Origin of the sequence: Blautia sp. HCP3S3_C4, from assembly GCF_052064095.1 — a bacterium.
Taxonomy (GTDB): domain Bacteria; phylum Bacillota; class Clostridia; order Lachnospirales; family Lachnospiraceae; genus Blautia_A.
The window spans coordinates 170,194-183,987 of the sequence record NZ_JBQHWF010000004.1; the positions used below are offsets into that span (position 1 = coordinate 170,194).

Consider the following 13,794-nt stretch of genomic DNA (forward strand, 5'->3'; position numbering starts at 1 on the left):
CATTTATATCAGATATCCAATTCAGCATCCTGCGCATGCTCATAAATAAATTTCTTTCTCGGCGGCACATCACTTCCCATAAGAACCTCTGTCACGCTGGATGCAAGTCTTGCATCCTCGATCTCCACACGTTTCATCATTCTGGTTTCCGGATTCAGCGTAGTTTCCCAAAGCTGTTCTGCATCCATTTCTCCCAGACCTTTATATCTCTGCAGAGTGAAGCTTCCCGGCTTATGGGCGCGTCTGTATCTTTCCAGCGCCTTGTCATCATACAGGTATTCTTCCTGTCCTTTCTTTGGCATAACCTTATACAGCGGTGGCATGGCAATATACACATGTCCCTCTGTGATCAGGTCTGGCATAAAACGATAGAACAGAGTAAGGAGCAAGGTAGAAATATGAGCTCCATCCACATCAGCATCAGCCATGATCACGATCTTGTCATAACGAAGCTTTGTAATATCAAAGTCATTACCATATCCTTCGGAAAATCCACATCCAAAAGCATTGATCATAGTCTTGATCTCCGCATTTGCAAGTACTTTATCAATAGTAGCTTTCTCCACATTCAGTATCTTACCTCTGATAGGAAGGATTGCCTGATAATTACGGTTACGGGCAGTCTTTGCAGAACCTCCCGCAGAATCTCCCTCCACAATAAAGATCTCACACTGGGAAGGATCCTTTTTCTCACAGTTTGCCAGTTTTCCGTTAGAGTCAAAAGAATATTTCTGTTTGGTCAGAAGATTAGTTTTCGCTCTCTCCTCTGTTTTACGAATCTTTGCTGCTTTCTCTGCACAGGAAAGAATAGTCTTCAGAGTCTCCAGATTCCTGTCAAAATAAAGTACCATCTGCTCTCCCACCACTTTACCTGTGGCACGGGACGCATCCTGATTATCCAGCTTTGTCTTTGTCTGTCCCTCAAATCGAGGTTCCGGATGTTTAATAGAAACAACCGCTGTCATTCCATTACGGATATCTGCACCTGTAAAATTAGGATCTTTATCTTTCAGAATGCCAATCTCTCTGGCATAAGTATTCATCACTGTAGTAAAGGTAGTTTTAAATCCTGTAAGGTGTGTACCGCCTTCTGCATTGTAAATATTGTTGCAGAATCCAAGTACATTCTCCCTAAACTCATTGGTAAACTGGAGGGCCACCTCTACCTGAATTCCATCAGACTCTCCTTTCAGATAAACCGGTTCGTGGAGCACCTCTGCATTCTGATTCAGGTCCTTAATAAATCCGATAATCCCATCCGGTTCATGATATGTGATATCCTCAATCTCAGCACCTCTTTTATCTTCAAAATGTATCGTCAGCTCCGGATTCAGATAAGCAGTCTCATGGAGTCTGCTCTTTACTTCTGTCGCGGAGAATCTTGTCTTTTCAAAAATCTCCGGATCAGGCAGGAAATTAATACTGGTCCCTGTCTGTCTGGTCCTTCCCAACTTTGGCAGAAGTCCCTCTTCCAGTTCCAGAGTAGGAATTCCCCTTTCATAATGATCGTGATGTATATATCCGTCACGACTGATCTTAATATCCAGATATGTAGACAATGCATTGACAACCGAGGAACCTACTCCGTGAAGTCCTCCGCTGGTCTTATAGGCTGAATTGTCAAATTTACCGCCTGCATGAAGTGTGGTAAATACAAGTCTCTCTGCAGATACTCCCTTTTCATGCATATCTACAGGAATTCCTCTTCCGTTGTCTGTAACTGTACAGGATCCGTCTTTCTCCAGGACCACATGGATCAGACTGCAGTATCCCGCCAGATGTTCATCCACCGCATTATCTACGATCTCATAGATCAGATGGTTAAGTCCTTTTCTCGAAACACTTCCGATATACATTCCCGGACGCTTACGGACCGCCTCCAGACCCTCCAGAACAGAGATACTCCCTGCATCATAGGTTTCTTTCTTTGCCATATCTGTTATCTTTCCTTTCTTTCTGTCTTGGCATATTTTCTGAAATATATTCTGCCTTCACTCAGGTATGATCAGGTATAACGCCTGCAAACAATAGCTTCAGTCATGAACGTTTGTTCTGTATTATAAACGAATTTTAAATTTATTTCAAGCATACATTTACGCTCTGACCCACGCATTGCTTCTGGCAAAAAAAATGACCAGAATCGAAATTCTGATCATTTGTTTCCCACTATTTGTTAGCAGCCAGTACGGGAATCGAACCCGTGTTTTCGCCGTGAGAGGGCGACGTCTTAACCCCTTGACCAACTGGCCATTTCTTTGTGTCGTTTGCGTCTCTCGCTGTCGACTCATTTAATATACACCATATTTTTCTAAAATGCAAGTACTTTTTTTAAAAAATTTCAATTTTTTTATTTTTCGCGAATTTTCCTTGTAAAAACCCCGTATTTACAAGGTTTTCTCCGGGTAAAAGCTTTTCAGCATTTTTGCTTTCACCAATATCAGGGAAAGTCCATGGACTTTTTCTTCAGATTCCATGGACTTTCTCAATGCCAGCATTTTTATTACTGCCACATTTTAATCTTCAGTATCCTCCGCTGGTTCTGCAGGAACAAATACCCTGGATTTTTTTGTCTCGTGTTTCTGCTGAACAGCCCTCTCTGTAGCCTCCATACAAAATTCCATCTGGGAATTCAGCTGTACCTTTCCACGTTTATCCGGTTTGACATAAATTCCATCAGGCTGAAGGATATGAGCCTTTACATTATCCCTGAATTCCAGATCCAGCACATGCTCCAGTTCTTTTTTGATTTTTTCATCCTCCACAGGGAAAACAATTTCCACACGTCTGTCCAGATTTCTTGGCATCCAGTCAGCACTTCCCATATAAATTTCAGGATTTCCACCGTTTTCAAAATAGAAAATACGGCTATGCTCCAGAAATTCGCCTACAATAGAACGCACATGGATATTTTCGCTGATTCCCGGCAGTCCTACCTTCAGGCAGCAGATACCTCTTACCAGAAGCTCTACCTGTACTCCACAGGAAGATGCATAATAAAGGGCAGCCATAATCTTGGGATCGCAAAGAGAATTCATCTTTGCACGGATCAGCGCCGGCAGTCCCTTCTTTGCATTTTCAGCTTCTCTCTCTATCAGACTTACAAATCTGTCCTTCATCCAGATAGGAGCCACGATCAGTTTATTCCAACGCTTCGGTTCCGAATAGCCTGACAACATATTAAACACAGCTGTAGCATCCTCGCCAAATCTTTCATCACAGGTAAATATACCGCAGTCTGTGTAAAGCTTTGCTGTTGAATCATTATAGTTACCTGTAGCCAGATGCACATAGCGGCGGATTCCGGTCTCTTCCCTGCGCACCACAAGGGTAATCTTGCTGTGTGTTTTCAGCCCAACCAGACCATAGATAACATGACATCCTGCTTTTTCCAGTTTCTTGGCCCAGACAATATTATTTTCCTCATCAAAACGAGCTTTCAATTCTACCAGAACAGAAACCTGCTTGCCATTCTCTGCTGCCTGAGCAAGAGCTGCAATAATAGGGGAATTACCACTGACGCGATACAGGGTCTGCTTGATTGCCAACACATCCGGATCCTTTGCAGCCTGACGCACAAAATTAACAACAGGATCAAAGCTCATATATGGATGATGAAGAAATACATCACCCTCACGGATCACCTGAAAAATATCCTTATCATTCTGGAAAGCAGGCACAGGAGCCGGCTGGTATCTTGGGGTCTTATACCGGTCAAAGCCCTCTGCCCCATATACCTTCATCAGCATGGTCAGGTCCAGAGGTCCATTGATCTTGAAAATATCCGCTTCTTTGATAGCAAACTCCATTTTCAGAATATCCAGCAGTCTCTCATCCATTTTGTCTTCTATCTCCAGACGGATGACCTCTCCCCACTGGCGTTTCTTTAACTGTTTCTGAATCTCTACCAGCAGATCCTCTGCCTCATCTTCATCAATAGTAAGATCTGCATTACGCATAATACGATAAGGATGTGCACAGACTACATCATAGCTCAGAAACAGCTTATCAATATTTTTTTCAATAATCTCTTCCAGAAGAATCACCGAAGTATCTCCCTCTTTCACAGAAGGAATCCTCACTACTCTCGGAAGCACAGAAGGAACCTGTACAGTTGCAAACATAGGCTCTTCTTTTTCCTTTTTTCCTTTTTTGGAAATCAATGCACCGATATTTAGTGTTTTATTTCGAATAAGAGGAAATGGTCTGGAAGAATCCATAGCCATAGGCGTAAGCACAGGATAAACATTATCCTCAAAATATCTGTCCACATAAGCCTTCTGTTCCTCTGTAAGATTCTCATGGGCTCCTACCAGATGAAGCCCTGCCTTCTCCAGCGCAGGAATCAGAGAACGGTTCAGCGTATTATACTGCACATGAACCAATTCATGGGTACGCAGACTGATCTCCTTCAACTGCTCTTTAGCTGTCATCCCGGCAATATCTGTCTTATGATAGCCCGCATGCACCTGATCCTTCAGAGATGCTACACGAACCATAAAAAACTCGTCCAGATTGGAAGCTGTAATACTTAAAAATTTCAGTCTGTCAAATAAAGGAAGTGTTTTGTCTCTGGCCTCACTGAGAACACGTTCATCAAATTTTAGCCAGCTCAGTTCCCGGTTCACAAAATATTCACTTTTTTCAAATTTCTCAAGTTCCATTATTTTCCTCCTTTACGCCCTTCCTTTTCCTCTGATCACAAGGCGGATACCAAAAACCTCTTCAAAAAATGCAACCTTATCCTGCAAAAGTCCCAATTCCAGGGAAATATCCTGGCTGGAATCCATAACCATCTGCAGTTCTCTGTCCTTCAGCACAGTTTTGATTCCCTTTACCTTCTGACAGTGGCTTCTGTCCATGGCATTAGCCAGCCGCAGGATCGCTGTCATTTTAGCGATCTTTATATAACTCTCCCTGTCAATTCCGGCTCCCAGCATCTGAATTTCATCGTAATAGACAAAAGCTGTTGTATTATATCTGACAGCATAAGCAATCATCTTTCTTTCCAGAGAAGACAGGCCAATAATTTCTGTAGACATAATAATCTGATAGGAACACTCAGAAACATTTCCCATGCTTATATATTTACCGCAATCATGAAGTAAAGCCGCAATCTGAATGAGAAGTCTTTCCCGCTTTCCCATTCCATGCACTTTCTTCATACTGTCAAAAATGTTCAGGCACAGATTCATGGTTCCCTGAATATGACTTTTACTGCTGGAATACCGCTTTGCAATATTTTTAGAAGTCACCAGAATATCATTTTCAAAATTATGTACACTTCTTATAAATTTTTTCTTTTCTGCATAGTCATAAGCAATACCATCCAGAAGAGATACACCGGGAGCCCACAGAGCCTCTGCCTGAAAAATATCAATAAAGCTTCTGCACACTACCATGGTAGGCACAACCAGAGAAGCATATTCCGGATCGATCTCCATCTCCTGTGCAAGCACATCCTCTGTCTTATCTACCGTATCCTCATAACGCTTCATAAATTCATTCCTGGTAATGATCTTATCCTTCATCTCCTCCTGAAAGATCATATCGGTGATAAAATCTCCCATAAGGATAACATTTTTAATATCTCTGTCCTTCAGATACAGACGCTGAAAATTTGTCAGGTCATTACGAATAAATTCCTCCACCAGTTTATCATAATGAATGGTTGTTTTTTCCAGTTCCTGAAGACGCTGACGGATTCTCAGGCTTCCCATTTTAAGGCTCTGGGTAGTAACCAGGGCATCCTTATCAAAAAGAGAAACCTGCAGGCTTCCTCCTCCCACATCCAGAATAGCAGTTCCCTTCTGGATCATTTTCTTAAAGCCTCTTTCAATGGCAGCAATTGATTTATAGCCCAGAAAATGCTGTTCCGCATTACTTAATATCTCTACTTTAAAACCTGTTCTGCGATAAATCTGTTCTACAATAATCAACGGATTTGCAAGTTCCCTCAGCGCACTTGTTCCACAGGCACGATATTCCACTACCCCAAAATCCTGCATCATCCTTTTAAAATCATTTAAAGTCTCACACAGAACATCCAGCATCTGTGTGTCCAGCTTTCCATTGGAATATACGCCCTTTCCCAATTCCAGACTGTACCTTACATCATTTAATTCCCTGAATCCAATTTTTTTTGACAATTCAAAAATCTTCATGCTTACTTCATAGGAACCAATATCTATCGCCGCAAAAGTCATCACTGCCATATTTTTCTCCTTCCTGTCCGGTGTCTTTCAGCTATTCTTCCTGAATACCCAGCAGATGATCAATAAACTGCTGTGCTGTTCTTCCTGTCAATCCTCCATGAGACAGCTCCCATTTATTCGCTTCAAGCAAAAGTTCATCCTCCGGCATCTTGATACCATTTCTTTCAGCCAGAGCTTTGACAATTGTCTGGAATTCTTTTTTACCCGGCGCTCCAAAATAAATACGGACACCGAACCTGTATACCAGGGACAGCTTCTCCTGTACAGTATCTGAAGAGTGCAGATCATCATCGTCCATGACCTCCAGCTTGTCTCCTGCCCGTTCTCTCACCAGATGTCTCCGATTGCTTGTTGCGTAGATCAGAATATTATCCGGTTTCTTTTCCAGTCCACCCTCGATCACAGCTTTCAGGTATTTATATTCAATTTCAAATTCTTCAAAAGAAAGGTCATCCATATAAATAATAAATTTATAATTTCTGTTTTTGATCTGCGCAATCACATCATTCAGATCCTGGAACTGATGTTTATACACCTCAATAATACGCAGACCTTCATCATAATATCGGTTAAGGATTCCCTTAATGCTGGAAGACTTGCCTGTACCTGCATCACCAAAAAGCAGACAGTTATTTGCCTTTCTGCCTCTGACAAAGGCCTCTGTATTCTCAATCAGCTTCTGTTTAGGAATCTCATATCCGATAAGATCCTCCAATTTCACATGCGCAATTCTGGTAATGGGCTGAATCTCCACCTTATCATTCTCATCGCGGCCTACACGGAAAGCCTTATGCAGACCAAGCTTTCCTACACCAAAATCCTTATAAAACTGCACCATATCTGCCATAAATTCCTCGGTAGTCTCTGCCCCGGCCAGAGTCCTGCTCATCTCGCAGATACGGTCACGGATCCTTGAATTAAACATCTTGCTGTTGCTTCCTGTATTTATATAATCACAGATAACTTTACAGCAGGAAATCCCGAAAGCTTCATCCAGCACATTCAGGTCAAAATCATAAAGCTCTTTGAAAATCTCAAAATCATTTAAAACCAGTTCATTGATGCTTCCTTTTACAGCACCTCTGATTTCGCTTGCTGTACTGAAAGCATTTTCCTTGTTAACCAGCAGGAAGGTCAGATAGCAATGCCACAGGTTTCCTGAAAATCCATATAAACCTGCCATTTCCACCAAACCATTGACACATTCAAAGAACTGTCCCTCCTTTGATTTTAAATCTGCCGCATCCTTCTCCCATAAAGTCATAATTTCTGCCATTTTAGCCAGAAGATCTCCATGTTCAAAGTCACGATACAAAATACATTCATTTAATCTAGCCATTTTATTTATTTCTCCTAAACTAATTTTTAGTAATTTCCCAAAATGCGCATTCTGTCAGCTTCTGCCTCAATTCCGCGGAGAGCATTTTTCACAGCACTGTCCTGCAGATTCCCCTCGAAATCCACAAAAAACCGATATTGCCAGTTTTTACCCGGAATAGGCCTGGATTCAATCTTGGTCATGTTCAATCCGTTATAAATAATATGGGAAAGCATATGATAAAGCGTTCCGCTTTCATGATACAGTTCAAAGAAAACGCTGATCTTATTTGCATCCTTCACATATATAGGTTTCTTACTTACAATCACAAATCGGGTTGCATTTTTATCATTGCTGCAAATATTTTCTGCCAGAACCTTTAAACCATAAAGCTCTCCTGCCTGTCTGCTTGCAATGGAAGCCTGGGTAATATCACCGTCTTCTCTCACTTTTTTTGCAGAACCAGCAGTATTTTCCATCTCCTGTGTTCTCCATTCGGGATGGGCTTCCAGATATTTAGAACACTGAGCCAGTGCCTGAGAATGGGAATATACGCAACGGATATCCTCCAGCGAAGCCTCCGGCAGTCCCAGCAATACATGACGAGGACTAATGATCTGCTCTCCCACAATATTCAGATCATATTCTGTAAGAAGATCATAAATTCCTGCCACAATACCTGCAGTGGAATTTTCGATAGGGAGTACCCCATAGTCTGCCTTCCCCTCCACTACAGCTTCCATAGCATCTCTCCATGTTTTCACATGAAAGCTTTTAATATCATCATCGAAGTATTCCCTCATGGCAGCATAACTGTAAGCTCCCTCTACTCCCTGAAAAACAACTGTAACATTGTTCAACGGGAGAAAATCCACCATTTCCAGTTTTTCTTCATCCTCTACACCATGCTCTGTCAAAAGCTGATACTGCCGCTTCCGGCTGATGGCCATAATCTGCTCAAACAGTTCCTGAGTACCCAACTGATTAAATTCCCCATGGGCTCTGCCACGCAGAGCCTTCAGTTTCTGTCTCTCTCTTTCTGCATCCAGCACCTTTTTGCCTGTAGCGATCTTATATTCTGCCACATCCTCACATATCTTCATTCTTTCCTCAAAGAGCCGGACAATCTCCATATCAATCTTATCAATTTTATCTCTGCTTTCCAGTAAATCAATCATTCTGCTGTTCCTTTCGTTTCTTCTTTTCTTCCTCAACAGCTTCTGTCATAATACCGATAAAGGACAACGAACCAAAAGCCAGGATCACATCTTTATCCTCAGCAAGACCATATGCCTTTTCCACTGCTGCTTCCACGCTCTCTGCTGCTTCTACATGAGGGTTTATCTTCTCTATGGCCTCTGCCAGTTTCTGCGCAGGAAGAGCCCGCACATTATTCGGTGTCTGTATGGTGAATATCTGATCTGCAAGGGGTGCCGTCTTTCGGATCACACTCTGATAATCCTTATCTGAGAAAACTCCCATAATATAAATCAGTCTTTTCCCTTTAAAATAATGCTCTATGGATTGTACCAACATATCTGCTGCTGCCGGATTATGTGCCCCGTCCACCACAAAGAGGGGTTCTGTATCCAGAACTGTAAATCTTCCATTCCAGGACACCTTCTCCAGCCCTTCTTTTTTCTGTTCTGCAGTAGTGGGAAATCCCAGTCCATCCAATACTTTCAGTGCATTCAGAGCAGCCACCGCATTTTCCTTCTGATAAATTCCTGCCAGAGGAATTCTGTAACATTCCTTTTCGTAAATAATTGTCTGGCCTTCAACGCCTTCCTCTACTACCTGTGCCTGTGCTGCATCTGCTACAGTACATTCCGCATGATTGCTTCTGCATTTTTCACAGATAACCTCCATAACCTCCGTTTTCTGCTGTACTGTTACCACATGACTGCCCTCTTTAATAATTCCGGCCTTTTTCTCTGCAATTTCAGAAAGGGTGTTTCCAAGAAAAGACATATGATCCATACTGATAGATACCAGAACTGCAAGAAGAGTATTGTTGATAATATTGGTGGCATCAAGGTTTCCACCCATTCCCACTTCAAGAAGCACAAGATCACAGCCTTTGTTTTTAAAATACAAAAACGCCACAGCTGTCTCTATTTCAAAAGCTGTAGGATGAGGAAAACCATCTGCTGTCATAACTTGAATCGCATCTGCCACCTGGGTGAGATACAGGGCAAAACTGTCTCTGTCAATCATCTGTCCTGCCACAGCAATTCTTCCTCTGTAAGAATATAAAGTGGGGGAAACATACCTTCCCACACAATAGCCTGCCTGAGACAGTGCAGAATATAGAAAAGCAATTACTGAGCCCTTCCCATTGGTACCTGCTATATGAACATATTTCAGATCTTCCTGAGGGTTTCCCAGTCTTTTCATTAATTCCCGCATATGCTCCAGTCCCAGCACACTGGGAATCTCCCTCGTTACCCTGTCTATGTATTCACGGCTTTCCTGATAATTCATTGCTTCTACTCCTAAATTTTTATTTTTCTATTTTTACACTGCAAATCTGCAGCACACGAAAATCTATTTTCACAATTCACTTTATTATAGCCTACACCCATGTTTTTTTCAAGGCGGGCAATATCAGAAACAGATTAAATTTATGTAAAGAAAACGGTTCCTGCTTATGAAAAATACTTGTAAAAGCATCTTGAAAAAAGCACCTGAGTATTATATCATAATAGGCGAATGATGTATTCTTCATCAATAAAATATGGAGGTATAATATGAGACACTTAATGAGTCCGCTGGATTTATCTGTAGAAGAGCTTAACTCTATCCTGGATCTGGCCAGCGATATTGAGAAACATCCCGATAAATATGCGCATGTCTGTGATGATAAGAGACTTGCCACCTTATTTTATGAGCCAAGTACCCGTACACGCCTTAGTTTCGAAGCAGCAATGATGAATCTGGGCGGTAAAGTTCTTGGCTTTTCATCCGCTGATTCCAGTTCTGCATCCAAAGGTGAAAGCGTTGCAGATACTATCCGTGTTGTATCCTGTTACGCAGACATCTGTGCTATGCGTCATCCCAAAGAAGGTGCTCCGTTAGTAGCTTCCATGGCTTCTTCTATTCCAGTGATCAACGCCGGAGACGGAGGTCACCAGCACCCCACCCAGACCTTAACCGATCTTCTCACTATCCGCTCCCTGAAGGGACATCTGGATAATATCACCATCGGTCTGTGCGGAGACCTTAAATTCGGACGTACTGTTCATTCTCTGATCGAAGCTCTTGTACGTTATCCTAATGTAAGATTCATACTGATTTCTCCTGAGGAGCTTCGCATCCCAAGTTATATCCGTGAAGATGTGCTGATAAAAAATAATATTGATTTTCAGGAAGTGGAAAGACTGGAAGATGCCCTTCCGGATCTTGACATTCTTTATATGACCCGTGTACAGAAGGAACGTTTCTTCAACGAGGAAGATTATGTACGTATGAAGGATTTCTATATTCTGGATAAACAGAAAATGGAACTTGCAAAGAAGGATATGTACATTCTCCATCCACTTCCACGTGTAAATGAAATCTCAACTGAAGTGGATTCCGATCCGAGAGCTGCTTACTTCAGGCAGGTTCAGTACGGAGTATATGTACGTATGGCATTGATTCTCACATTACTGGAGGTAAAATTACCATGTTAAATGTAGGCGCACTTCGCGAAGGCTATGTATTAGACCACATCAAAGCCGGAAAAGCTATGACCATCTATCATGATCTGAAGCTTGACAAGCTTGACTGCACTGTTGCAATCATCAAAAATGCCCGCAGCAATAAAATGGGCAAAAAAGATATTATAAAAGTAGAATGCCCCATTGAAAATCTGGATCTGGATATTCTGGGATTCATTGACCACAACATCACCGTAAATATTATCAAAGATGGAAAAATTGTTGCAAAACAGGAATTAAAGCTTCCAAAACAGGTAGTTAACGTGATCAAATGTAAAAATCCCCGTTGTATCACATCTATTGAACAGGGTCTGGATCAAATCTTCGTTCTGGCAGATGAAGAAAAAGAAGTCTACAGATGTAAATACTGTGACGAAAAGTATACAGGAAAACTCAACAAATAAATATATACTTGCAAAAAGCTCTCCGTTCTATTTCAGTTCTACAGAAGGGAGAGCTTTTTAATCATCATTAATCACTATTCTTTTATGCGCAATCAGACCGATAAGCCGGGTTATGTCATTGGGTGATCATCTATCTAGGCCTTACGTTGCCATAAGGCTCAAGCGACCCACCTGAAAGCACGACGGGCAGCCGTATCGCTTTCTGTTCGGTCTTGCTTCAAATGGAGTTTACATGTGCCCGCCCTGTTACCAGGACGGCGGTAGTCTCTTACACTGCCTTTCCACCCTTACCTCAACATGTGAGGCGGTTTATTTCTGTTGCACTGGTCTGGGAGTCACCTCCACCGGACGTTATCCGGCATCCTGCCCTGCGAAGCCCGGACTTTCCTCGTCTGAACCCTTTCGTCTGCTCAGCCGCGATCACCTGGCCTGGTTGCACAATTGCTATTCTAACACGATTTTTCACACTTGTAAAGAAAATAAATCAAACATTAAAGCAGCTTCCTCCAATAAACTCTCGGAGAATAGAATTATAGGGAACCGCCTCACTGGGCACCGGCACAAAATAATCAAAAAATTTCAACAATCGTTTGGCCTCCACATACTCCGGTTCATTTTTGTCTATTCCAAACAAAAGAGGTTCTGCATAAACCTTCAGACATGCCAGTTCATAGATCAATGCCGAATTAAACATGGCATCTGCTTCTTCCTGATAGGGAAAAATATTCCGCTCCTCCCCTCTTCTTACAGAAGGCCACATAGCTATGGTATCCTTAGCAGAAGAGCCTCTGGTTCTGGCATCCCGGACAATCCTGCGGATCAGTCTTCCGTCTGTTGTAGGAATCCGATTATGTTCATCAATATTAAGCTGTGTCAGGGCGCTGATATAAATCTTAAACTTACTCTCCTTCGGAAGCGCATAGCTCAGTTTATCATTCAAGCCATGAATTCCCTCAATCACCAGAATATCATCCTGGGCAAGCTGAAGAAAATCACCTCTATACTCCCTTAATCCGGTTTTAAAATTAAACACAGGAAGTTCCACTCTTTTCCCATCCAGAAGTGCCAGCATATCTTTATTAAACCTTTCCACATCAATGGCTTCCAGACATTCAAAGTCAAATTTTCCGTTTTCATCTCGCGGTGTCTTTTCTCTGTCTACAAAATAATTATCCACTGCAATTGGATGTGGTTTCATTCCATGTGCTGACAGTTGAATAGACAATCTATGGGAAAAGGTGGTTTTTCCGGAAGATGAAGGACCTGCAATCATTACAATCTTCTTATTTCCGGCTTTTGCGATTTGAGAGGCGATCTCCGAAATTCTGGCTTCCTGCATAGCCTCCTGGATCAGGAGAATATCCTGGATTCCCTCCCTGGTAATCTTATCATTCAAATCTCCCACTGTAGAAATTTCCAGCTTATCACTCCATTCCTGGGATTCTTTCTGCACATGAAAAATCTTTTCTCTGGGTTTAAACTCCGGAACCTTATCTGGTTCTGTCATATCCGGAAGCTGCAGAACAAATCCTCCCTCATACAGAAACAGATCAAAATATTTGATATATCCTGTATAGTTTGCCATAAATCCATAAAAATAATCTTCAAAACTTTCAATACCGTAAAGGTTTACTCTGGACACCCGGCGGTAATTAAAGAGCCTCTCCTTATCATACATATGATGTTTGTGAAACAGGGCAATTGCCTCATCTGTATTCACACTTCGCTTCATAATAGGCAGGTTGGCATCTGCGATTTCATGCATTCTCTCTTTTACACGGTCAATAAACTCCTGGGTAAGGGCAGTTCCGCCCTTCATGGTAAAATAGTATCCATGACCCACAGAGTAATGGATCACTACTTTATCCGTGTTATCCTGCCCTGCCACATCATAAATCGCTTTCAACAGGATCAGGCATGCGCTCCTTTTATAAGTCTGGTTTCCTATGGCATCCCGGGTCGTGATAAACTGAATCGTACAGTCTGCCTTTAAGTGCTTATGAAGCTCTCTCAGTTTTCCATTTACCATCACCAGGATAATGGGGGCTTCTGCAGTATTTTCATAATCTTTTACAATCTCCCCGTAGGTTATTTTACAAGGATATTCTTTTGCCTCTCCATTTATGGTAACTTTAACTGTCCTTTGTTCCATTGTACAA

10 protein-coding genes, 1 tRNA gene and 1 other RNA gene are annotated in these 13,794 nt (G+C 42.0%); 2 read left to right on the forward strand and 10 right to left on the reverse strand.

Annotated elements, in window-relative coordinates:
• Positions 1-8: 8 nt before the first annotated feature.
• The 8 genes from ACTNC6_RS05790 to ACTNC6_RS05825 all read right to left on the reverse strand — a co-directional run bounded on the left by ACTNC6_RS05790 (position 9) and on the right by ACTNC6_RS05825 (position 10,014).
• The gene (locus ACTNC6_RS05790; protein ID WP_441043434.1) at positions 9-1,934 is read right to left on the reverse strand and encodes a DNA gyrase/topoisomerase IV subunit B; all 1,926 of its coding nucleotides are present in this window, start codon (positions 1,932-1,934) and stop codon (positions 9-11) included.
• Positions 1,935-2,177: 243 nt separating this feature from the next.
• A tRNA-Glu gene (locus ACTNC6_RS05795) sits at positions 2,178-2,249 on the reverse strand.
• Positions 2,250-2,384: 135 nt separating this feature from the next.
• Positions 2,385-2,510, reverse strand: a complete 126-nt coding sequence (locus tag ACTNC6_RS05800) for a hypothetical protein (protein WP_303242381.1) — start codon at positions 2,508-2,510, stop codon at positions 2,385-2,387.
• A gap of 3 nt (positions 2,511-2,513) precedes the next feature.
• Positions 2,514-4,661 (reverse strand): RNA degradosome polyphosphate kinase, encoded by a 2,148-nt coding sequence (locus ACTNC6_RS05805; protein ID WP_441043435.1) that lies wholly within the window; start codon positions 4,659-4,661, stop codon positions 2,514-2,516.
• A gap of 12 nt (positions 4,662-4,673) precedes the next feature.
• On the reverse strand, positions 4,674-6,212 hold the full coding sequence (locus tag ACTNC6_RS05810; protein WP_441034453.1) for a Ppx/GppA phosphatase family protein: 1,539 nt from the start codon (positions 6,210-6,212) through the stop codon (positions 4,674-4,676).
• Between the two features lie 31 nt (positions 6,213-6,243).
• Positions 6,244-7,551, reverse strand: coding sequence for an ATP-binding protein (locus tag ACTNC6_RS05815; RefSeq protein WP_173743856.1), 1,308 nt, complete (start codon positions 7,549-7,551; stop codon positions 6,244-6,246).
• Positions 7,552-7,577: 26 nt separating this feature from the next.
• On the reverse strand, positions 7,578-8,708 hold the full coding sequence (pheA, locus tag ACTNC6_RS05820; RefSeq protein WP_441034455.1) for a prephenate dehydratase: 1,131 nt from the start codon (positions 8,706-8,708) through the stop codon (positions 7,578-7,580).
• Complete coding sequence (locus tag ACTNC6_RS05825; protein WP_441043436.1) at positions 8,701-10,014, reverse strand: bifunctional folylpolyglutamate synthase/dihydrofolate synthase; 1,314 nt, start codon at positions 10,012-10,014, stop codon at positions 8,701-8,703. The genes pheA and ACTNC6_RS05825 overlap by 8 nt, the downstream gene beginning before the upstream one ends.
• A gap of 266 nt (positions 10,015-10,280) precedes the next feature.
• Between ACTNC6_RS05825 and pyrB the strand changes: the two genes are divergently transcribed.
• On the forward strand, positions 10,281-11,204 hold the full coding sequence (pyrB, locus tag ACTNC6_RS05830; RefSeq protein ID WP_441043437.1) for an aspartate carbamoyltransferase: 924 nt from the start codon (positions 10,281-10,283) through the stop codon (positions 11,202-11,204).
• Positions 11,198-11,635, forward strand: coding sequence for an aspartate carbamoyltransferase regulatory subunit (locus tag ACTNC6_RS05835; protein ID WP_173743860.1), 438 nt, complete (start codon positions 11,198-11,200; stop codon positions 11,633-11,635). Before pyrB ends, ACTNC6_RS05835 begins: the two co-directional genes overlap by 7 nt.
• 85 nt (positions 11,636-11,720) lie before the next feature.
• On the opposite strand, the gene rnpB is transcribed toward ACTNC6_RS05835, so the two are convergent.
• Positions 11,721-12,071: RNase P RNA component class A (rnpB, locus tag ACTNC6_RS05840), an RNA gene on the reverse strand.
• A gap of 48 nt (positions 12,072-12,119) precedes the next feature.
• Entirely contained in the window at positions 12,120-13,787 is a 1,668-nt protein-coding gene (locus ACTNC6_RS05845) for a nucleoside kinase (protein WP_441043438.1), read from the reverse strand.
• Positions 13,788-13,794: the final 7 nt, after the last annotated feature.

Bases quoted from the DNA above. Each gene is read 5' to 3' on its own strand.
- ACTNC6_RS05790 (WP_441043434.1), bottom strand. From the start codon at position 1,934: ATGGCAAAGAAAGAAACCTATGATGCAGGGAGTATCTCTGTTCTGGAG.
- ACTNC6_RS05805 (WP_441043435.1), bottom strand. From the start codon at position 4,661: ATGGAACTTGAGAAATTTGAAAAAAGTGAATATTTTGTGAACCGGGAA.
- ACTNC6_RS05810 (WP_441034453.1), bottom strand. From the start codon at position 6,212: ATGGCAGTGATGACTTTTGCGGCGATAGATATTGGTTCCTATGAAGTA.
- ACTNC6_RS05815 (WP_173743856.1), bottom strand. From the start codon at position 7,551: ATGGCTAGATTAAATGAATGTATTTTGTATCGTGACTTTGAACATGGA.
- pheA (WP_441034455.1), bottom strand. From the start codon at position 8,708: ATGATTGATTTACTGGAAAGCAGAGATAAAATTGATAAGATTGATATG.
- ACTNC6_RS05825 (WP_441043436.1), bottom strand. From the start codon at position 10,014: ATGAATTATCAGGAAAGCCGTGAATACATAGACAGGGTAACGAGGGAG.
- pyrB (WP_441043437.1), top strand. From the start codon at position 10,281: ATGAGACACTTAATGAGTCCGCTGGATTTATCTGTAGAAGAGCTTAAC.
- ACTNC6_RS05835 (WP_173743860.1), top strand. From the start codon at position 11,198: ATGTTAAATGTAGGCGCACTTCGCGAAGGCTATGTATTAGACCACATC.
- ACTNC6_RS05845 (WP_441043438.1), bottom strand. From the start codon at position 13,787: ATGGAACAAAGGACAGTTAAAGTTACCATAAATGGAGAGGCAAAAGAA.